Below are 21,912 nucleotides of genomic sequence, written 5' to 3' on the forward strand. Positions count from 1 at the left end.
TTTTTTGTTTATAATTAGGAAAGTAGTGGTGATTTAATGAACAATATTTATTTAAGAGATATTATTTATAAAATGTTAGATCTAAAACTAACTGAATTAAGGAAAGAATATAAAAAGATTAGTTTTAATGATTTGTTCTCTTATTTAAAAGAGATAATATTCAAAAATAATAAAATTACTGATTTGAATGATTTATCGTTTTTTATTATGAATATTAAGATTAATAAAATATTCGAGTATCTAAATATTAGTGCAATATTAGATAAAAGTAGTTCAATTGAAATTGATTTAAAAAGTATTTTAGAAAGATAGTGATTAATTTGAATATCAACGAAAAAAATATAATGAAAAAACAAAAGAAACCTATTCTTAAAAGTTTTGCTATATTATTGATAGTATGTTCATTAATTTTAGGGATAGTATTCTCTACTTGAAAATTTTCAGAAAATATTAGGTTGGGTTCAGACTTCAAGGGTTATTATTCAGCACTTGTTTCAGTTGACAATTTAAATGAAAAAAATAAAAATAATGGTCAACCAAATGGAGATGCATCAGAAGGTGCAAAAGCTTTAAATCAACGTTTAAATCCTATGGGAAATAATCAAATAATAATAGAAAAAGCTGGTAATAACTTTTTAAAAGTTTTATCACCAGTTGATGCATATCAAAACGAAACAGTATTTAGAAACCAAATTCAAAAAAATGGGGGTATTGTTTTACTAGATGCTAAGACTTTTTCTGATTTACAAATTACAACTAAAGATGACAAAATTGAAAGAAAAGGTATTAATGAATTCTTTACAGGAGCAAAAGCAACTTCTGTTACAACTTCAAATCAAAAACAACCAGCAATATCATATAAATTAAATGGAGATACTTTTAAAAGTTTATTACCTAGTAGTTCAAATCAAAAACAAGGAACTTATGCAGATGATAATAAAGCTTTAAGTTTATTTATTCTGTTAGACGCAGATGGTTTCTACAATGATATTAGAAACTATTATAATCTAATTAAAGGAACAACAAAAGAAAGAATTGAAGAGTTCTTTAAAGTAGTAGTTCAACCTTTTAGAGAAATTTATAATAACAGTAGTACAAATTCAGAAGTTAAACAAATACTTTTCGACTTATTTTATGGTAATTGAGATGTTAAAACTTCATCAGGAGTTTCATATAAGCGTTCGGCATCGCTTATTGAAACTAAAGAAGCAAGTTTAGCAACAGCAACTGGATTTACTGAAATAGTAAAATCTTTTAAATATTTATCTGAAACTTCAAAATATGTATATGACTCAAATTCTGTTACAAAAGATTTTGAAAATGAAGGAAGATATTCAAATAATGTAAAACTTTGAAGTCAAAGTGGTGTTTTAACAGATAGTGACATGAAAGTTAATCAAATATTTGCAAAAATAAATCCAGTTTTAATTCAATATGTTGGATCAAATGGACAATCATTTAATGAAGTGTATTGAAATAACTTAAGAACAAACTATTTTTTATTCACTGGTCAAGTAACTGAAACTAAATCAACTACAGCAGCTGGTGGTGTGGGATATATAGATGGCAATAACTTAATTACAACTGTTGACAGTTATGCAAAATCTGAAATTGGAGCATCATTATTTAATGCAGCTGGAAAGGGATTTGTATTTACAGTTAACTCTATTGCTACATTAAGTGGAACAGTTACAAATATAATGCTTTGAGCAGGTTTAACTTTCTTATTGATAATTGCATTATGTTTAATTATTTATATGGGATTTTTCTATAGACTTTTAGGACTATTTTCAATGATAATTACATTGGCAATAATAGGAATGACATTGTTATCATTAAGCTGATTTAACTTAACTGTTGGACCTGAAACAATTATCTCTTCATTTATTCTTATTGCTTTAAACATTGAAATATTTTCTACATTATTTGAGAATATGAAAGAAAGTTATTATTTAAAACAAAGAGGTTTAAAAACAAGTTTTAATATTTCTATTAAAGAAAATGTTGGTTTAGCAGCTGACTTAGTTATTGCATTGTTAATTCCTTCTATGTGTATGTTTTGAATTACTTCAAATGCAATAAGATCAATGGCTATAATGCTTGCTATGGGTTCTTTATTCACTGTTGTATTTACTATTTTGATTAGTGTAATTTTATTTAAAATAGTTTTAAATTCTTCATGATTTACAAATAAATCTAATTTATTTGCTTTAAACACAGATTTTGCAACTCAAGGTAAATTTCTTCTTAATTACAAAATAAGAAGAACTGAAAATAAAATTAGCAAATTAGAATCAAAAGAAAAACAAAATGGAACTTTAATTAATTCTTTAAAAGATAAATTAAAAATATTGAATGAAAAATTAACTTTATTTAAAGAAAAAGAAAATTCAAAAGCAGATAAGAGACAATTATTAGCAAAAGAAAAATTAAATAAAAAAATTGAGAAATTAAAGTCTAAGATAGCATCTTTAGATGAAAACAAAAAAGCTAAAAAAATTCAAAAATTGAACTTTAAAATTAATGAATTGATTTTTATTAGAGATGATAAAACTCAAAGCATAATTGAAGAAGAAGGTCAAATTATAACAAGTGCAAATGAAAAATTAAAAATTAAAACTATTGAAATAAATATTAAAAATGGAGCAAAAATGATTTTACTATTTGGAATTATTATACTTGCTCTTTCAATAGGATTTGGTTTCTTATTTGGTTTACGTTTTGATCATACATTTGGTGGAAGAACTGACTATACATTATGAGGAGATAATATTCAAACTTCTTATAATGGAATGGTTGAAGAAACTTTTGAAGATCAAGATCCTAAAACAAAAGCACTTGAAGAAAAAATAAATCAGCTTAAAGAAGAATTTGAAGAGTTTGAAAAGAATCATCAAGATAATGATGATTTACCAGCAGTTCATTTTAAAAAAGCTGAAGTTGTATCAGAATATTTAAATTTTGTATATTCACAAAGTTATTATGTTAATTATCTTTCAAATAGTTTAAATTCATCTAAACTTTATAAAAATAATAATTATTCAGTTTCTTTTGGACGTCAATTTGTATATAATGGATCTTCAAATAATCAAAATTGAATCACTTTAACTGTTTATACACAAAATATAAAACAATCTTCAGTTATTAAAAAAATGTTTAATAATTGAGGTGTTGATAAACAACAAAATATAACTGAAACTAATGGATTTATTACAAAAGCAATTAATCCAGCTACAATGTTATGAACATTGCAACAAATTGCTATAACAGTTGCTGCAATAATTCTAGCTTTAATAATTTATATTTTGATTAGATTTAAATGAACATACTATATTGCAATGATTGTGGCAATAATAGTTGCTCCAGTTATTTCTGTTGCTCTGATAACTGCTTTACAAATTCCATTAGGAAATGCTTCAATTATTGCAATTGTAAGTAGTTTATTATTTACAGTCATATCATTGTTTATGATTTTTGGAAAATCAAGATCATTAATTTCATCTAAAAATGAAAAATCATTAGTAAATTTCTTTAATAAAGAAATAGAAATTGTTTATGATACAAAAACATTTAAAAGAAAAATAAATGATGAATTATTCAATCTTAAAAATGAAATGAGATTAAATATAAAAGTAAATAGTTTATCTAAAGAAGAGAAGAAAAAAATAAAATTAGAATTTAAAGAAATAAAACACAATAAAAAAATAGAATTTAAGAAAATTAAAAAAGAAAATAAAATCAAAATAAATAGAGTTGGTAAGCAAAATAATTACTTATCTGAAGTATTAGTAAAATCATTTAAATTTGGACTTGTTAGATGTTCACTATTAATTACTCTTTATTCATTGGTTGGAATTGTAATATTAACTACTATGCCATCAATATTATCATTTGGTTTAGCAATTATTATTGGAACAATTGTTACAAGTTTAGTTGTATTATTTATATCACTTCCACTTTGAGTAATCTTTGAACAAATAAGAATAAGAAATAAACTTGCAAGAAAACGTTTTATTAATGGATTGTATGTTTCAAATGAAGAACAAATTATAGAAGGAATAAATGATTAGTAAGAGGACAACAAAATATGGATTTAAAAAAATATATTTGAGATGTTGAGGACTTTCCAATTAAAGGAGTTACTTTTAAAGATATAACTCCATTATTAAATGACAAAGATGCTTTTAAATATGCAATTGATAAAATGGTTGAATATGTAAAAGAAAAAAAAGCTGATGTTATTGTTGCTCCAGAAGCAAGGGGTTTCTTATTTGCCTCTGCAGTTGCTTATGCTGCAAATTGTAGATTTGTATTAGTGAGAAAACCTGGTAAACTTCCAAGAAAAGTTAAAGATATTGAATATGAATTAGAATATGGAAAAGAACATATTCAAATGCATTTTGGTGATTTAAAAGCAACTGATAGTGTAGTTATTGTTGATGATGTTTTAGCAACAGGGGGAACAATGAAAGCCATTGTAGATCTTATAGAACAAGAAAAAGTAAAAATTAATGGAATTGTTTTTTTAGCAGATTTATCATTTTTACACGAATCTAATCTTTTTGCTAATTTTGATTCAAAAAGTCTAATTACTTATTAAAAAAACTTTATATAATAATTAAATAAAATTTCCTAAATAAAATTAGGAAATTTTTATTTTATAGAGTTTAATTTATATATAATATTAATATTGTTAGTAAAAAAAAGGGGTGTACATTATGCATGCACAAGAACAAGAATTTAACTATGTAGAATGTATTGAAGTTGATATGCTTATTGCAGAAATGAAAAAGTATATTAAAAATAATAAATTAATTGAAGAAGTTAAAAAAGCATATTATTATGCAGAAGAAAAACACAAAGGTCAAAAAAGAAAAAATGGTAATCCATTTATAATTCATCCACTTTCAACAGCTTATTATTTGGCACAGTGAAGAATGGGTCCAAAAACAATTATTGCTGGACTTTTACATGATGTTATTGAAGATACACCTGTAACATTTTCAGAAATAGAAGATATTTATGGTATAGAAGTTGCAGATATAGTTGAAGCTGTAACTAAAGTAAGTTATTTTACAAAAGAAAATCGTGAGCAAATGAAAGCAAATTATTTAAGAAAGCTTTTTTTATCAATGATTAAAGATATTAGAGTTATTATTGTTAAAATAGCTGATCGTATGCATAACCTTTTGACTTTACAATATATGAAACCTGAAAAACAAAAAATAATTGCAAAAGAAACTTTAGAAGTTTATTCAACAATTGCTCATAGAATTGGGATGAAAACTGCTAAAAATATTTTAGAAGATTACTCTTTTCAATATTTAAATCTTAAAGAGTATAAAAAAATTAAAAATCTTTTAGAAGAAGATAAAAATTCTAGAAAAGAACTAATAGAAGAAATAATAGTTGAAATTAACAAAAAATTTAAATCAGAGGGAATTAAAAATGCTCAAGTTTTTGGTAGATCAAAAACAATCTATTCAATTTATAGAAAATTAAATTTTTTTGGTAAGTCATTTAGTGATATAAATGATATTTTAGCTATAAGAATTATTACTGAAAAACAAGATAATTGTTATAGAATTTTAGGGATATTACATCAATTATATACACCTTTATCTGGTAGATTTAAAGATTATATTGCAACTCCAAAAAATAATTTATATCAATCATTGCATTCAACATTGTCAAGTAAAGATGGTATTATTTTTGAATGCCAAATTAGAACTAAAGAAATGGATGAAATAGCAGAAAATGGAGCTGCAGCTCATTGAAAATATAAAGAAGGAGAAAAAACAATCGATATTGCAGAAAAGCAAAAAGAAATTGATCAAAAAGTTGATATGTTTACAAGATTAATAAATCTTGAAAAATTAGCAAGTGAAAATTTAGAAATAGATTATAATGAACAATCAGAAAAAATTGATTTAAGTGGAGAAGTTATTGAAGAAACATTTAAATCTGATTACTTAGCTCCTATGATTTACATTTTAACTCCAGATGGAAGTGTTGTTAATTTACCCTTTGGTTCAACAGTTTTGGACTTTGCATACAAAATTCATACAGAAGTTGGTAATAAAACTGTAGGAGCTAAAATTAATGGTGTGTTTTCTCCTTACAATACAATATTAAACTCTGGAGAAATGGTTGAAATTCAAACTTCAAAAGATACATATCCTAATGAAAAATGATTACGTTTTGCTCGTACTTCAACAGCTCGAAGAGCAATTGAAGATTTTTTAAATAAAAAAAAAGTAAGAGAAGCAGAAAAAGAAAAAATAACAAATCAAAAGATAGTTAGAAATACTAAAAGAGAAATTGACAGATATATCATTGCAAATAATTTAAAATGAAATGTTAATTCTATTGAAGAAATTCAAAAAAAACTTAGTGTTCTAGATTATAAAAATATAGATGAATTTTTACTTTCTGTAGGTAATGGTGATTTTTCAATTCCAGAAGCAGTTGAAATAGTTTATGTATCAAAACAAGATTTAAAAGATATTAAATTAATTAATGATATGAAAACTAGAAAATATAAATCTACAAGAGGAAGAGAAGATTTAAAAATAAATGGTATTGAAAAAGTTAGTTGTTCGCTTGCTCGATGTTGTTATCCAATTCCAGTTGAACCAGTAACAAGTTTTATGTCAAAAACTAAAGGTATTCAAGTACATAGAAGTGAATGTTTAAATATTACAAATATTCAAAAACTTAAAAATTTACTTAAAACTGAATGAATTCCAAGTAAAACTGAAAATAAGCAATATAGTACAAAAATTAGAATAACTGTATATGATAGACCTGGAATATTACTTGATGTAGTTTCTGTTTTTGCAAATCAAAGAGCTAATTTAGCTGAAATAAAGATTCTTACTCAAGAAGATAATTACACTGGTAAGGGAACTATTATTGTTACTGTCAATGATTTAGAACAGTTAAATATTATTTTAAAAGATCTTTCTGAAATTCCTGGAATGATTGAAGTTACAAGAGCAACCTCTTCAGAAAATCGAATATCATAAAAAGTATATTTAATACACTTTTTTAAATATTTAATTGAATATGGTTTAATTTTGCTTAATTGAAATTAATTGATATAATGATTTGCTCTTTTTAATATTTTTTTTACAATCAAAAGTCAAAAAAATAAAGTGAGTTGAAGTGAGTAGGCATATTTATGCCTATTTTTTTTATTTATATAGTTATTGTGCCATAAAAGACATCTTTATTTTTTCATTCTATATTTAAAAAACTATTTTGAGATTTTTTTTGAGTTATATCATTTATCTCATTCAATAACATCAGTTATATAATGTTCAAGTGATTCATATTTGTTATTATGAATTGTTCCTTTTTTAAGTAAAGAGTGATAACTTTCAATAACAATGTTATCTGCACATGTTTTTTTCGCTCCCATTGATATAATTAAATTGTTCGAATCACAAACAGTTTTTCACGTTTTGCTTGTGTATTGAACTCCGTGATCTGAGTGAATAATTATTCCACTCGGATCTTTTATTTTTTTAATAACATTAATTGCTCTTTTTAAAGTAGCAATTACAAATTTTGCAGACATTTTATAAGAAATATCTGATGAAATAACTTCTTTTGTGAATCCATCGATTATTGTTGATTTATAAGCTTTCTTTCCTTTTCAAATTAAATAAGTAATATCTGTATATAAAATTTTGTATTTTTCTTTGACAGCACTATATTTTCTTTGAACAAGATCTGGATATTCTACATTTGAATTTTGTAGTTTTCTTTTATTTGCTTTTTTTAATTGATTTTTAGCAAATCTAGCTATAATTTTATTTTCTCGCATTACTTTTCGAATTATATATGTTGAATATTTATGAGATAGTTCTTTTGAAACTTGCCTATATCCAAATTGCTTTCTATTATCATTAAATACTTTTAAAATATCGTATTTTATATAATCAAATTTATTTTTTTTATCTATGAAACAATGATTTTTATATTTATCTCAATAGGATTTTTTTAAATTTAGTAACTCGAGTAGTTCCTTAATTGTTGTTTTATAATCTCTTGATTTAATAAAATTTATTTTTTCCTCTTTAGACATGTAGTTTCTCATGAGGTTAAAGACTTTTTTAAGGATTCATATTTCTCCTTCAAATTTTCTAATTCTGATTTATCTTCTTTAGATTTTGTATTAATGCATAAATTATTATCTGTTATATAGATTGATTGTCAGGTTCCAATTGTTCCCATTGGCACTTTATATTTTTTATAAGCTTTTGTTACACCGTTTTCATTTGCATAAAGTATTACATTTACTTTAAATTCTTCACTATATTTACTAAATTTTTGACCAAGTTTTGCCATATTTTTTTCTTCCTTTTAAATATTTTAAATAAATTTTAATGCCTACTTTTTTCAACTCAGTCTAAAATAAAAAAAAATCATTGACATTTTTTTTTTTTTTTATAATCACCAATAACAATTTTAGTTGTTTATTTGTTTTATAGGGTACTTTAAAAAGGAGAAAAAAATGAAAAAATTATTAAGTTTATTAGCAACTACAAGTCTAATTGCAACAACATCTTCAACTGTTGTTTCATGTGGAGAAAAAAATGTAGATTTGAATAAACAACTAATTGAGGTTACTCAAGGATAAATTGGTGAAATTAACATTGTATCAACAAATGATCTAACAGGGGTTAAAATTACAGGTCAAGTTGAAAATCAAGTAACAGCAACAGTTCAAGATAAAAAAATAATAGTTACAGTTTCTGAAACTGCTGCAATAAAAGATTATACTTTAAAAATTAGTGGAGATAAAATAGATAATAAATATTTTTTAGTTAAGGTTAAAGAAAAACCAAATTTAGAATTAATGGTTAAAGAAAAATCTAAATTAAGCTCTAGACTTCTAAAAATAGATTAATGTGATTTTAAATGCTGAATTAGTTGAAGTTACTTAAGCAGAGGAAATAATGGAATTAGCATTACATCAATAAATGATTTAGTAAATGTTAAAATTAAAAATTAAATTAATAATAAAGTAATAGTAGCAATTAAAGATAAAAAATAGCAATTATAGTTTCTGAAACAACATAAGTAAAAGATTATATTTTAACAATTAGTGGAGATAACATAAGTAATAAAATTTTTAAAGTTGAAGTTAAAGCAAAAAATAAATATTATTTTATTTAATAGAAATTAATCTATATTAATTTATAAATAACTATTCATATAATAGTAAAAAATCTATAATAAAAATAAACGTATTTTAAATTGGGAAAAAAAATTCTACACAAATTAAAATGAATTTGTCAATAAAAGTAGACACAAATTTAATACATTTTACACTGAACAATTTTGTTCGGTGTTTTTATTTAAAAATTCAATAGGTATTAATCCATTAAACTTTAAAACTGGTCTCATTACATTATAAAAATTTATATAATCAACAACAGATTAAATTAATAGATAATCCAACAAAATAAAAATGATTGAATCATGAGAATTATCAAAAAAATAATGATACAACTTTAGTTTTAAAAATAATTAAAAATTTAAAAGATCTAATTTTATACTACATTTAGATTATGGTTCTCAATACTTATCAAATAGTGTTTTAAAGTCATTAAATGTCTTAAATGTTTTAAATTCAATGAGTAAAATTGGCAATTTTTTGGAAAATAGAAAAATTGAATATTTTTTTAGATGTTTAAAAGGAGAATATTTAAATCATATAAATATTTTATCTATGAAATATAATAATATATATTCACATATTAAATGTTATGTAAATTGATATAATAGTAAAAGAATACAAAAAAATTAAATTGAAAAACATCAGTTTATGCTAGTATTTGTAATAATATTTAAAATGCAGAATTTATTTTTCCCAGTTTACTAAACTAATTTAATTAAAAGAAATTTATAATAAAAAAGTGTATACTTAAAAAAATGAGCTAAAATTAAGTTATAGGGAGGGATTTAAAATATGGGAGGGAAGAAAGGAATTATATATGAAAAAAATATTATCTACATTATCAATTTTGGCAATTAGTGTTTCTGCTAGTAGTTCAGCAATGGCATTTACAAAAAAAGTAGAAAAAAAATATGAATATAAAAATATTGAAGAACTAGTAAATAAATACAAAGAAACAGAGCAAAAAGAAAATGAAGCAAGAAAAAATAATAAATTAGGAGATGCTTTAATTGCAGGTGTTGATCTTATTAAAATATCTTATTAGATTTGAAAAATTGATACAAATCACAAATTATCAGCTTCAAAGAAGGATTGTTTAATTATATTGAAAAGTTTAGAATCAGCAGTAATAGAAAAATAGGATTTTGTTTCAATTTATGGATATAAAGCATTAAATTATTTAACTCAAACAATTATAGAATTTGGTATTAATTAAAATTTATTATATAGTTTATTTAAGACAATTAGAGTGCTAGTTAAACTAGCACTCTAATTTTTTATTTATCTAGTTTAAATAATTTTTCTGGAAAAAACTAGAAAAGTAATATATACAAAAATTAAAAGTAAATATTTATGTAAAAATTAAAAATGCAAAATTAAATTTAACAAATAAAATGATTTAGAAAAATTTAAAAAATATTTTTTCATTAGATCATAATGAAAAAATGAAAAACTTTTTTAATCAAATAATTGATAATTTAAACAAATTAGAAGCTAGTCTTAATGAAAGATATTAATTAATGTTAATTTAAAAATGAATTGAATAAATCATCTCCTTAATATTTTTTACAACCAATTTTGTAGTAATTGTTAAGAATATAATAAAATATAAAAAAGGTTATGTTTAATCTCAATCAGACATAAAATTATTAAAAATTCAAAATTAATTTTATAAATTTGAAATTAAAACTTAAAATTTATTAATAAATTTATGTAAAAAACATTATAAAAATATTAACTTTTAATTTAATAGTTTTCCTAGAAATATATATAAAAATTACTAAAAAATAAAATTATTAATAATAAAAACTATATGTTAATTAGTAATTATAAAACAAATAAAATGTTTAGTTTTATTATAAACTTTATTAATTTTAATTTGGATTAAACTCATTTTTTATTTTTCATGTTTCATTAAAAATGCAATTTCAAATAATTGTTAAAAATCAAGGTCATATTTTTATAACTTTTTCTAATCTATCTAATTGATTATTTAAAGTATCATGATACTTTAAATTTTTTAATATTATTCCATTTTTATTAAAATACACATTATTTTTAATATAAGAAACATCTTGAATAAAACTAGATTTATAAATAAAATTTTTTATATTATTATTTTCACAAGATTCTTCAAAAATAATATAAGTTGTATGATTATGTTGGGTATTTGTCAATAATGGAAATGGGTAATATAATTTTCCTCCAAAGTAATTATATTTGAAGGTTCCCCCTATAGAGGGAACGTTTTTTTTTTTTTTTTATCATTTTTTATTTATTCTAATTCTATCGTTATTATAAAAATCTAATCATGCTCATGCTATTTTTAAGCATTGATTAATGTTTTCAATATGACATGTTCTTATAGTTTCATCTTTTAAACGACTATGAAAACTTTCATGCTTGCCATTATGATGAGGTGTTCCTGGTTTTGAATAACTTCTAATGATTTGCAAATCATTACATAAATTTATGTAGTTTTCAGAAGTATATTGATTTCCATTATCTGAATGTAATAATATTAGACCTAAATATTTTTTATTTTTATATGCCATTTTTAAAGCTTCAAGCATAAAATTTGTTTTTTGATTATCTATTCTTTTAGATTTTCCTATTATTTCTCCAGTTAAATTATCTTGAACTGTGCAAATATAACCTTTTTTTGTTTTAACTGAAAATTGATTTATGTCACTAGTTCAAATGTTTTCAAATCCCATTTCTTTTGCTTCTTTAAGATAATTTTTTCTAATAGTTTCTTTATATTTTTTAATTTCATGTTTAGTTTGTTTCTTAATATAATATGCAATATGATTAAATTTTTTAAATATACGTTCTAATTTTTTGTGATTTATCCTAAAAGGGTCAATATAATTCAATTTAAAATATAAAGATCATCTTTTAGCACTATAAGCACTAAGAAAATTATTTTTTTCAATTTCTGAAATCACTAAATTCATAATTCTTGTATCATTGAGGAAATTCATTAAAGTTTTATTTTCTTTATATGTTGATGTTCTATTGATATTTAAAATTTTGCAAATTATTGTTCGATTATATTTCGTATTTATTAATAATTCCTGAATTATTTATTTTTGGTTTCGCCCTTGGAGGCTCATTGCTTTTTTAAAATATTATTCTCCTTAATTAATTCTTTATTATAGTCGAATAGAACTCCTATAAACAAATCATTTGCCTTTTGAGATATGCTGTAATCTATTTTATAAGGCAAGCGAGGTTTTGCTTCACTTATCTTTGCATTTTTATATTTGTTAATTATTGTTCCAATTGATCCAGTAGTTGAGTTAAATTTTAATGCTATTTCTTTTAGAGAATAGCAATTCAAACTTAATTCAATAATTTTTTCTTTTTCTTCTTTAGTTCATTTTCTAAACTTTTGTCCTTTTTTAGCCATATATTTTTCCTTTCTATTATTATATAAAAGTGTCTCCTAAAATGGGGTAACCTTCTTTTTCTAAAGGATTTGAAAAAGCTTTTATTCTTTTTTTTCTAGCTTCACTATTTGGGGGTACTTCATCATATTTCATTTTTTTTCATGGGCGTATTATTGGTATTAAATTTGAAATTTTTGAATAGGTTTTTATTTCTAATACTTTTGAATTCCAAAAATTTTCTTTTCAAAGACTAAAAAAATTAGTAAATTCATCTTCTAAAGATAGTAAAAATTTTTTATAACTATTTGATTTTCCATAATCATCAGAAAGTCTTATTTCTTCAGTAGTTTCTAAAATTATTTGTTTGGTTATTTCTTGAATTGAATAAAACTTAAAAAATCAAGAATTAATAGTTATCTCATAATTAATGTCTGATTTTGAATTACTATTTATTACTTTTTTATTTTTTTTAAACATTTTTATTTCCTTTCATTGATTTAATTATACTAGCTTTATAGAAAGAAGTTGATTTAATGACTAAACTAATTATATTAGAATCACTAGATAAAATTAAAAAAGTAAGTTAATTTTTAAAAAAATTGACAAAATTAACAATTTAATTGTTAAAGCTTCAATTGTCTATTTTAAAGAATTTTCAAGTAAAAATAACTTTAATATAGCAATTAATTTAAAACAAATGAATCTAATTTATAAAGTTTCAAATCAAAAAACAAGTTGTAAGTAAATTAATTAAACAAGCTAAAATGTAGAAGAAATAATTATCATAACAGTTCTAGATAAAGAAGGATAAAAAATTGCTTTTCACTTATTTGAAATATTAAAAAATTATAATAATAATTTTAAAATAATGAGATTAAATCCTATTACTTAGATAAAATAAATCAAAATTATGTAAACAGTGTTCTTACAAGACAAATACTTGATAGAATGATTGACTTTAAAATTTTACTAATTTTACAAAAAAATCATTAGAACTGTAAGTGCAAGAAAAGCACAAAGTTTAGTGCTAAAAAATGTGTAATAGACAAAAAAATTGAAATTTTTGATAAAAAACAATACTACTAATAGTTTATTTAAAGTCAACTTTTACAAAAAATCATGAATAAATTTCAAAAATGTGTGGAGATATAACTATAAAATTATCTAACAGTATTCCAAATATACATAGTAAAACTGGTAAAAAGAAGTTTATATATTATTTACAACAAATCTCTAATTGAACCTAGTAATATTAAATTAATATTTCCCACAACTTTAAACTTTTAAGTATTGCTCTTAATGATAAAATATGCTATACTATAATTAATATTTATTTTTAATGCGGGAGGCATATTAATGAAAAAAGAGATGATTAATTTATCAATTACTGAATTTGTTCAAGCTAACCTCGATTTTAGTATTGCTTCAAACAGAAAAGAGTCTGAATTTGATTTTAACTTCACTAGATGAAAGACAATGATATTTTCAAGTCAAAAATTAAAATTTATTCTAAAATATACTCAATCTGTTTTACAATGAGTTAGCAAAGTTCTTGATGTTAAAAATTTTAGCGTTTCAATTGATACAACAACAGTTGATAGATTTAATTTATCTATTTATGAATTTGACAATCACATATTTAACTGTTCAATGTTTACAAATTTCTATTTAATTCCAGAAGGTGATTGATCAAGTAAAGTATTTGAAATGCACTTTTCAAAATTTGATTTAAAAAATGGTGAATTAGAACAAGAAGATGAAACTAATTTCTGAAAAGGTGAAGAAGGTTTTGAAAAGTTTGTAAATATTATTTATGCAATAATTAAAGAACCTTATAAATTTGAAAAGACATTTCCAATTCAATGACAAATTGATTTTAAAGATAAAAAATTATCAAGTTCTCAAATAAGAATGCAAATTACATCTTTAGTTCAAAAAGGAGTAAGACCTGAAGATCCATATTTAACAATAGAACAAGCTATGAAAATTGAAAATGGAGCAAATCCAGATGTAGTTGCAAAAGAAGCTAAAAAAGAAAGTGAATCTAAAAAAGTTATTAATCCCATTTGAGAAGAAGCTATTCAACAAGAATCAAAGTATAAAGATTTAAATTATGCAATGTCTAAAATAAGAGGAATTAATACTGATAAAAAAAGAAGAAAATAATAATTATTAATCTAATTAAAGTAATAAGAAAAACATTTTTTTTTTTTTTTTGAAATATTTGGTTGTTTTTGGTTGTTTTCCATCATTTTTGGAATATTATATTAAAGAGGTAAAAGAGTAATTAGAGAAGAAAGATTGCAACTAATTTTAGATTATGTTAATGAACAAGATTATTGTACTAATGAACAAATATCAAAGCATTTAAACATTCCATTCACCACTCTAAGAAGAGATCTTACTGATCTGCATAATGAATCTAAATTAAAAAGAGTTCATGAAGGAGCAAAGACTATTAGAGAAAAATCAATATTAGAAGCTGTTTTGGATTAAAAGTTGCTAACTAATGTTGAAGCCAAAAAAATTATAGCTAAAAAAGCATCAGCTTGTATTAAACCATTTGAAACCATATTTTTAGATGCGGGTTCAACAACGTTTTTCTTAGCAGAAAAAATAAAGCCAGAATTTAATAATAAAATTTATACAAATTCAATTATTAATGCTCAAATTTTAGCAAAAAATGGTGTTAAGTATATAAAATTATTACCAGGAAAATTAAAAATATCTACAGTTGCTATTTGCGGAGTTGAAAAAATTACAGCTCTATCAAAATATAATTTTGATTTAGCATTTTTAGGTATTAATGCAGTAGATAAAGAATTTAATTTCTTCACAACAGATGAAGATGAAGCAGAAGTTAAGAGAATTGCGATTAAAAATTCTCAATTTGCATTTGTTTTAGCAGATATTTCAAAAAATAACTCTAAATCACTTGTTAAATTTAGTGATAAATCACAAATAGCACTTATCAATGAAGAGGTATAAAGAAATTATGATATATACATTGACATTAAACCCAGCAATAGATCATATTGTATTGGCCAACAAAAAAGTAGAACTTGGTGTAACAAATTATTATAGTGATGAATATAAAGTTGTTGGTGGAAAAGGCATTAATGCAGGAATTATTTTAAAAAATTTATCTACATATGTTCAAGCAATTGGTATTATGGGTGAAGAAAATAAGGAAATATTTTTAAATAAATTTAAAGAAATAAATTTAAATAATAAATTTTTTCTAAATTCAGGATCAACAAGAGTTAATTACAAAATTAAACATTTAGAATCAAAACAAGAAACAGAATTGAATGGAATGGGATTTAATACTAAAAAAGAAGTATTGAATCAATTAATTCAGTATTTAGAAGATAGTTTGAAACAAAATGATATTGTAATGTTAACTGGAAGTGTTGCTATGGGGATTGAAAAAGACATTTATGAACAAATTGGAAAACTTGTAAATAAAAAACAAGCTATATTAATTTGTGATGCAACAAATGAATTATTAAAAAATGTTTTAAAAGAAAAACCATTTTTAATAAAACCAAATTTAGAAGAAATTTGCTCGACACTAGATTTAAAATTTGATGAAAATATAAGCTTTGAAGAAACAAAAGAGTTAATTCAAAAATTAAAGAATTTAGGAGCACAAAATGTTTTATTAAGTATGGGATCAAAAGGAAGTTTATATTTTGATTCAAACAATAATATTTATAAAGTGGGAATTGCAAAAGGAAAACTAATTAATTCAGTTGGAGCTGGAGATAGTATGTTAGCTGGATTTGTATATGGTAAATATAAAAATTTAAGTATAGAAAATACGCTTCAATATGCTGCAGCAAGTGGAGCTGCTACAGCATTTAATGAGTGACTTGCTTCAAAAGAAGAAATTGAAAACTTAGTTTCACAAATTAAAGTAGAAAAATTATAATAGGAGGTTCACATGGAACTAAAAGATTTATTTAGTAAACAAATAAGCTTTTTTAATGTAGATTTAAATTCAAAAGATGAAGTAATTGAATTTTTATCTAATAAACTTCAAGAAGAAAAATATATAAAATCTGTTGAAGAGTTTAAAACAGCTGTTTACAAAAGAGAATCTGAAGGATCAACAGGTGTGGGAGATGGTATTGCTATTCCTCACGTTTTAAATCCTACAGTTCAAAAATCAGCAATTGCATTTGCTAAATTAAAAAATAAAGTTGATTGACAATCACTAGATGATCAACCAGCTGATTTAGTATTTATGATTATGACAAATGGAAAAGATGGAAATGAGCACTTAACAGCTCTTGCTGATTTATCTGGTTTCTTAATGAAAGCAGATGTTCAAGAAAAATTGAGAAGTGCAAAATCTATTAAAGATGTACAAAGTGCATTAACAAAAGAAGAGAAAAAAGTTGAAAAAGTAGCAAAACCAGGAAGTTATGATGTAATTGGAATTACAGCTTGTCCAACAGGGATAGCTCATACTTATATGGCTCAAGAAAAACTTGAAGAATATGCAAAAGCAAAAGGTTTAACAGTTAAAATTGAAACTCAAGGACGTAGAGGAATTGAAAACAAATTAACTCAAGAAGACATTGACAATGCAAAAGTTATTATTTTGGCTCATGATAAAGCTCTTGAAGGACTTTCAAGATTGAATGGAAAAAAAGTAATTGATACACATACAAAAGATGCAATTTTTAAAGGTGATCAATTAATTGAAAAATATCAAAAAGGTGAAGGATTAACTGAAGTTAAAGCTGCATCTGATTCATCAGAAGTTAGTGAATTTACAATGAGAAAATTCTTAGATGTAAAAGGTAATTTACTTGGAGGAATTTCAAGAATGTTACCATTTGTTGTTGCAGGGGGAATTATTTTAGGAATAGCTTTCTTAATTGATTTTGCAGCAGGTAATGGTGAAGCTGGTGGAAATTTTGGTACTATAAATAAAGCAGCAGGATGATTTGCAGCTATTGGTAAAACATCAATGTCAATGATGGTTCCAATTTTAGGAGCATTTATTGCATTTTCAATAGTAGGTTCACAAGGATTAATGCCAGGAATGATAGCAGGACTATTTTCATCTAATATAATGGGATTTGCCTATTCTGGAGATGAAACTGGATGAAATGGTTTATGAGGAAGACTTCTTCCTTCTAGTTTAAAAGGAACTGAATCAGGATTTATTGGTGCTATTGTTGGAGGATATCTTGCAGCATTATTGGTTGTAGGATGATCAAAAGCAATGGCTAAATTTCCTAAAGGATTGCAAGGAGCAAGAGACATTGTCTTTATTCCTGTAATATCATTGTTATCAATTGCATTAACAATGTTTGTTATTAACATTCCATTAGGTTTTGTTATGGGAGGAATTAGTTTAGGAATTCAAAAATTAGCTGAACTAAATTTATTATGATTAGTATCAATTTTAATTGGATTTATGATGTGTGTTGATATGGGTGGACCAATTAACAAAATAGCTTATTCATTAGGAAACCTAGCAGTTGGAGGTAAATTAGTTACTGATATATCTTCACAAGGATACAGTGATCAAACAATTATTATGGCATCAGCTATGTTAGCAGGTATGTTACCTCCAATTATGATAGCAATGTCAACAGTTATTTTCCCAAAAGCTTGAACAGCAAAAGATAGAGATACTGCAAAAGCTAACTGATTGATGGGAGCATGTTTCGTATCAGAAGGTGCTATTCCATTTATGGTTAAAGATCCAAAAAGAGTTGCAATAAGTGCAATGCTTGGAGGAGCTTTAATTGGAGGATTAGTTGGGGCAGTAAAAATTAAATTACTTGCATCACATGGTGGAATATTTGTATTTCCATTACTAAGTTCAAGTTACTTAGAAAATAGTGCAACAATGACTGGTGGTTCAATTGCACTAGGAGATGGGGGAGCAATTCTAATATTGTTAGGAGCAAGTTTCTTATCAGCTATGCTTTTAGGAATTTGAAGAACAGCAGATATTAAAAATGGTAAATTAACTCTTGATTCAACAAATGGAGTTAAAGAAGCAATTTTAGCAAAAATTGATGCTCTAAAAGCTAATAAAAAAATTCAAAATAAAGATGTAAAATTAAATTTATTAAATTCTAAATTAAATAAATACAGTGATTTTGAAGTTGAATTAGCTACAAAACAAAAAGCTTATCAAGCACTTGTTGATGAAAAACAAAAACAAAAACAAGCTAGAAAAGCTAATAAATAATCTTTTAGAAAAACATTATATTTTAATGTTTTTTTTTTTAAATTTATTTTTTTAATCAAATTTCTTATATTAAAAAAATAATATTTACTTAATAAGATGTAAAATAAAATTTTTATTATTTAACTTAATTTAATAAAAAAAAGCTGATATATTTTGTATTAGAAGAATATAAATTTTTTAATTAATATGTAAATTAACTTTTATTTATTTTATTTTTAATTGCTATAAGAATATTTATTTGATTTATATATTTCTATTAGATTATTTATAAAAAAATTAAAAACTAATAAAAAAACACTTATTTATTTGATAGAACAATTTTTGGTAGGGCTAAAAAAAATAATAAAAAAGGACGAAATTTTAAACAGGTTTTAAAATAGAACCGCTTATTAAAAATAAATAATTTAAGATTAGGTGAAAAAAGTGCAAATTAGTTTAGATTTTGTAAAAGATAATATTAAGAATTTAAAATCATGAATATTAATATTGATTTTAACTTTGATTTATTTTTTAATTTTTAATATAGCTTTTTTTACATATAAGGCAAGTTTATCTTTTAGTTCTAATGAAACACAAGCTAATAGTAAATTAATTTTGATTAATGTTTTGCTTAATTATGTTGATTGATTTATATATTTTTGCATAATTCCTTTTTTATCATTTTATTTAGTTAATTATTTAAAAAAAATAAAAATAATTAATTATTTTTTTGAAAGAGAAGCATATAAAAATTTATATCTTATAAAATACATTGCTTTGTGATTTTTGAGTTATGTTATTATTTTATTAATAATAAAAACTTCTATGCAACTATTATTTGATTTTTTTCACTTTTGAATAATTGGTTTAAAAAATATTGGTTTTATATTTAAAATATTTATTATAAAAGAATTAATAATAATTTTATATATACCAATTTGTTTTTTTATGATTTCTTCTATTAGTATAATATTTAATAAAATTATTATTATATTTTATAGTCTAACTTCTTTAGTTTTGTCTATAATGAGCATTCTTCATTTATCTTTAATTCAAAATACTATTTCAAATAAAAAAATAAATTATCAATTGTTAGATGATTATTCAAAAACTAAACAAAATATTAATTTTACTTTTAATGAAGTCAATTTAATATCATCAATTACTAATAATTTGATCCATCAAAATAATTTTTCAAATATAAAAATAATTAATTCTAAAAATGAATTACTTTTAGATGATTATTATAAATATCTTTTAAATTATTGTGATGGATCAAATACAGAAATTTTATATGTGAATCAAAAAATATATCCAGTTTGTAACGTTTTTGATTACAAAATTAATGACGAATATAATAAGAAAAATGGAATTAATTTAATTTGAAAAAATTTAATGAGATCTGATTACTTTGAAAGTATAATGGGACAGATAACATTATGATTTCAAAATCAAAATAATTTTTATAAAGGATTAGAAAAAATAAATAAAACTTTAAAAAGTAATTATCAATGAGATAAAAATAAAATTGAAGAATTAAAATTTTTAGTTAGAGAATTAAATTTTAAAAATGGTAAATTAATTTTAAAAATTAATAATTCAAGTGATTTTCAAATAACTCTTATAAATAATTTTTTTAAAGATATTTTTTATTTCTATCTTATAAGTTATATTAATAATCCTTTAGAGTTTGATGAAATAACTGAAAAAAGTTATATAGAAACTTTTCATAGTTTTTTATATTTTAAATAATATGAAACTGATCATTGAATAAATATCTTTAATATTTTTTTATGAAAAAATATTAAAGATATAAATATAAATCAAGAAGAATTAAAATATTTATATAGTGATTTTAATAATTATGGTTTTGATTATTTTTTTAAAACTAATTTAGAACATTCAATATATTTTAATCTTTTTAATACAGCTGGAATAGATCAAGAAACTGCTTATGATTATAATTTGAGTTTTAAAAAAATTAAAACTTATCAATTATTAGACGCTTCAACTTATTATGAATTAATTTTTAATAGCATAATAAATGTTAATAAATATCAAAAATCATTATTAACAAGTTTAAACAGTAATGAATTAATGATAAAGCAATTGAGCAATTATAACGATATAAAATTTAGAATTAGTAGTAATAAAATTACTATTAATCAAGTTAAAAACAGTGATTCTGTAAATATTATTATTTTAATATTATTAGTATTTTTATTAACAATTTTATTGATATTCTTTATAGAATTTTTATCCTATTTAAAATATAGGATTCTAAATAATAATTTTGTAGTTAAAAATTTTGTAAAAGATATATTTAAATATCTTAAAAAATAAAAAATAGAGAGGGTGGTAAATATTAAAAAAATATTATCCGCATTAGGAATTTTAGCAATATCAGCAAGTTCAACTTCAATGGTAGTAGCTTGCACTAATAATATTAATAATGAAAGTGATTGAAAAAATCCATTAAATAATTTATATTATGAATTATTTAATAATAAATTTGATTCAAAGCAAGATGCAATAAATTATTTTTTATATAATAAAGAAAGTGGAGTTAAATCTCAAAAGTATCAAGATATTTATAATCAACTTTTAATAGGAGAAAATAATTTCAATAATTTTCAAGAAACCTTTGATTACATTAATAAATCTTTTGAAATAAAAGAAATAGTGACTAACAAAAATGTAGATAAGTATTTAATGGATTCATTAGTTAAACTTTATCCTGAAGTTTTAAGAGATCAAAATTATGAGAAAAAAGTTTATAGAGATGCAAATGGTATTGCTATTTCTGAAAGTAATGATGAATTAGCAACAACAGCTGTTGAAAAAAGTTATACAGATAAAATAGAGAAAGTTTATTACTCAAATGGTAAAAAATTTGAAAATAAATTCGATTTGGAAGAGTATTATTATTCAAATTTTCTAAATAATAATACTCTTCCATCCAAAGAATTGTATAAGTATGGTAATTTAGCTTATACAAAAGAAGGTTTAGAATAACAAATAGAAAATTCATTACAAGTATAATATACAACAAAAAGTGGAGACAAATTTCTTTATAGTCAAATTAATGACTTATCAGTTATAAAACCAACAGAAAGTGATCTATCAAAAAT

Annotated in this window: 20 protein-coding genes; 14 read left to right on the plus strand and 6 right to left on the minus strand. The window is 22.5% G+C overall.

Annotated features, from left to right (window positions below):
• Positions 1–36 precede the first annotated feature (36 nt).
• From AACK92_RS02495 to AACK92_RS02510, 4 genes are all read left to right on the plus strand, one after another.
• Positions 37–312, plus strand: a complete 276-nt coding sequence (locus AACK92_RS02495) for a post-transcriptional regulator (protein WP_339021629.1) — start codon at positions 37–39, stop codon at positions 310–312.
• A gap of 32 nt (positions 313–344) precedes the next feature.
• The gene (locus AACK92_RS02500) at positions 345–4,070 is read left to right on the plus strand and encodes a protein translocase SecDF, variant type (RefSeq protein WP_339021630.1); all 3,726 of its coding nucleotides are present in this window, start codon (positions 345–347) and stop codon (positions 4,068–4,070) included.
• Between the two features lie 17 nt (positions 4,071–4,087).
• A complete protein-coding gene (locus AACK92_RS02505; RefSeq protein ID WP_339021631.1) occupies positions 4,088–4,600 on the plus strand; it encodes an adenine phosphoribosyltransferase in 513 nt (170 codons plus the stop codon).
• A 118-nt stretch (positions 4,601–4,718) separates the two neighbouring features.
• On the plus strand, positions 4,719–7,028 hold the full coding sequence (locus AACK92_RS02510) for a RelA/SpoT family protein (RefSeq protein ID WP_339021633.1): 2,310 nt from the start codon (positions 4,719–4,721) through the stop codon (positions 7,026–7,028).
• 230 nt (positions 7,029–7,258) lie between these two features.
• On the opposite strand, the gene AACK92_RS02515 is transcribed toward AACK92_RS02510, so the two are convergent.
• Together AACK92_RS02515 and AACK92_RS02520 are read right to left on the minus strand one after the other, a co-directional pair.
• Complete coding sequence (locus AACK92_RS02515; RefSeq protein WP_339021634.1) at positions 7,259–8,092, minus strand: IS3 family transposase; 834 nt, start codon at positions 8,090–8,092, stop codon at positions 7,259–7,261.
• The gene (locus tag AACK92_RS02520; RefSeq protein WP_339020257.1) at positions 8,071–8,355 is read right to left on the minus strand and encodes a hypothetical protein; all 285 of its coding nucleotides are present in this window, start codon (positions 8,353–8,355) and stop codon (positions 8,071–8,073) included. Before AACK92_RS02520 ends, AACK92_RS02515 begins: the two co-directional genes overlap by 22 nt.
• 166 nt (positions 8,356–8,521) lie before the next feature.
• On the opposite strand from AACK92_RS02520, the gene AACK92_RS02525 reads away from it, so the two are divergent.
• Both AACK92_RS02525 and AACK92_RS02530 read left to right on the plus strand, forming a co-directional pair.
• Positions 8,522–8,647 carry a lipoprotein gene (locus AACK92_RS02525; RefSeq protein ID WP_339021635.1) on the plus strand — a complete coding sequence of 42 codons (126 nt, stop codon included), beginning with the start codon at positions 8,522–8,524 and terminating at the stop codon, positions 8,645–8,647.
• 1,360 nt (positions 8,648–10,007) lie between these two features.
• Positions 10,008–10,235 carry a hypothetical protein gene (locus tag AACK92_RS02530; RefSeq protein ID WP_339021636.1) on the plus strand — a complete coding sequence of 76 codons (228 nt, stop codon included), beginning with the start codon at positions 10,008–10,010 and terminating at the stop codon, positions 10,233–10,235.
• An 829-nt stretch (positions 10,236–11,064) separates the two neighbouring features.
• Here AACK92_RS02530 and AACK92_RS02535 read toward each other — a convergent pair.
• The 4 genes from AACK92_RS02535 to AACK92_RS02550 all read right to left on the minus strand — a co-directional run bounded on the left by AACK92_RS02535 (position 11,065) and on the right by AACK92_RS02550 (position 13,059).
• Entirely contained in the window at positions 11,065–11,367 is a 303-nt protein-coding gene (locus AACK92_RS02535) for a hypothetical protein (protein WP_339021637.1), read from the minus strand.
• An 84-nt stretch (positions 11,368–11,451) separates the two neighbouring features.
• Positions 11,452–12,174, minus strand: a complete 723-nt coding sequence (locus AACK92_RS02540) for a DDE-type integrase/transposase/recombinase (protein ID WP_339021638.1) — start codon at positions 12,172–12,174, stop codon at positions 11,452–11,454.
• 98 nt (positions 12,175–12,272) lie between these two features.
• Complete coding sequence (locus AACK92_RS02545; protein ID WP_339021640.1) at positions 12,273–12,602, minus strand: helix-turn-helix domain-containing protein; 330 nt, start codon at positions 12,600–12,602, stop codon at positions 12,273–12,275.
• A gap of 19 nt (positions 12,603–12,621) precedes the next feature.
• A complete protein-coding gene (locus AACK92_RS02550) occupies positions 12,622–13,059 on the minus strand; it encodes a hypothetical protein (protein WP_339021641.1) in 438 nt (145 codons plus the stop codon).
• Positions 13,060–13,938: 879 nt separating this feature from the next.
• Between AACK92_RS02550 and AACK92_RS02555 the strand changes: the two genes are divergently transcribed.
• From AACK92_RS02555 to AACK92_RS02590, 8 genes are all read left to right on the plus strand, one after another.
• Complete coding sequence (locus tag AACK92_RS02555) at positions 13,939–14,748, plus strand: hypothetical protein (RefSeq protein ID WP_339021642.1); 810 nt, start codon at positions 13,939–13,941, stop codon at positions 14,746–14,748.
• Between the two features lie 135 nt (positions 14,749–14,883).
• Complete coding sequence (locus AACK92_RS02560) at positions 14,884–15,078, plus strand: DeoR family transcriptional regulator (protein ID WP_339021643.1); 195 nt, start codon at positions 14,884–14,886, stop codon at positions 15,076–15,078.
• Between the two features lie 3 nt (positions 15,079–15,081).
• Complete coding sequence (locus AACK92_RS02565) at positions 15,082–15,570, plus strand: hypothetical protein (RefSeq protein WP_339021644.1); 489 nt, start codon at positions 15,082–15,084, stop codon at positions 15,568–15,570.
• A gap of 7 nt (positions 15,571–15,577) precedes the next feature.
• The gene (gene pfkB / locus AACK92_RS02570) at positions 15,578–16,516 is read left to right on the plus strand and encodes a 1-phosphofructokinase (protein ID WP_339021645.1); all 939 of its coding nucleotides are present in this window, start codon (positions 15,578–15,580) and stop codon (positions 16,514–16,516) included.
• A 12-nt stretch (positions 16,517–16,528) separates the two neighbouring features.
• Entirely contained in the window at positions 16,529–18,802 is a 2,274-nt protein-coding gene (locus tag AACK92_RS02575; protein WP_339021647.1) for a fructose-specific PTS transporter subunit EIIC, read from the plus strand.
• A gap of 996 nt (positions 18,803–19,798) precedes the next feature.
• Positions 19,799–20,533: a hypothetical protein gene (locus AACK92_RS02580; RefSeq protein ID WP_339021649.1), complete on the plus strand. Its 735-nt coding sequence runs from the start codon at positions 19,799–19,801 to the stop codon at positions 20,531–20,533.
• A gap of 213 nt (positions 20,534–20,746) precedes the next feature.
• Positions 20,747–21,124, plus strand: coding sequence for a hypothetical protein (locus AACK92_RS02585; protein WP_339021651.1), 378 nt, complete (start codon positions 20,747–20,749; stop codon positions 21,122–21,124).
• A 12-nt stretch (positions 21,125–21,136) separates the two neighbouring features.
• Positions 21,137–21,796 (plus strand): Vmc-like lipoprotein signal peptide domain-containing protein, encoded by a 660-nt coding sequence (locus AACK92_RS02590; RefSeq protein ID WP_339021653.1) that lies wholly within the window; start codon positions 21,137–21,139, stop codon positions 21,794–21,796.
• Positions 21,797–21,912: the final 116 nt, after the last annotated feature.

It is taken from the genome of Spiroplasma endosymbiont of Atherix ibis, assembly GCF_964020005.1.
Taxonomy (GTDB): domain Bacteria; phylum Bacillota_I; class Bacilli_A; order Mycoplasmatales; family Mycoplasmataceae; genus Spiroplasma_A.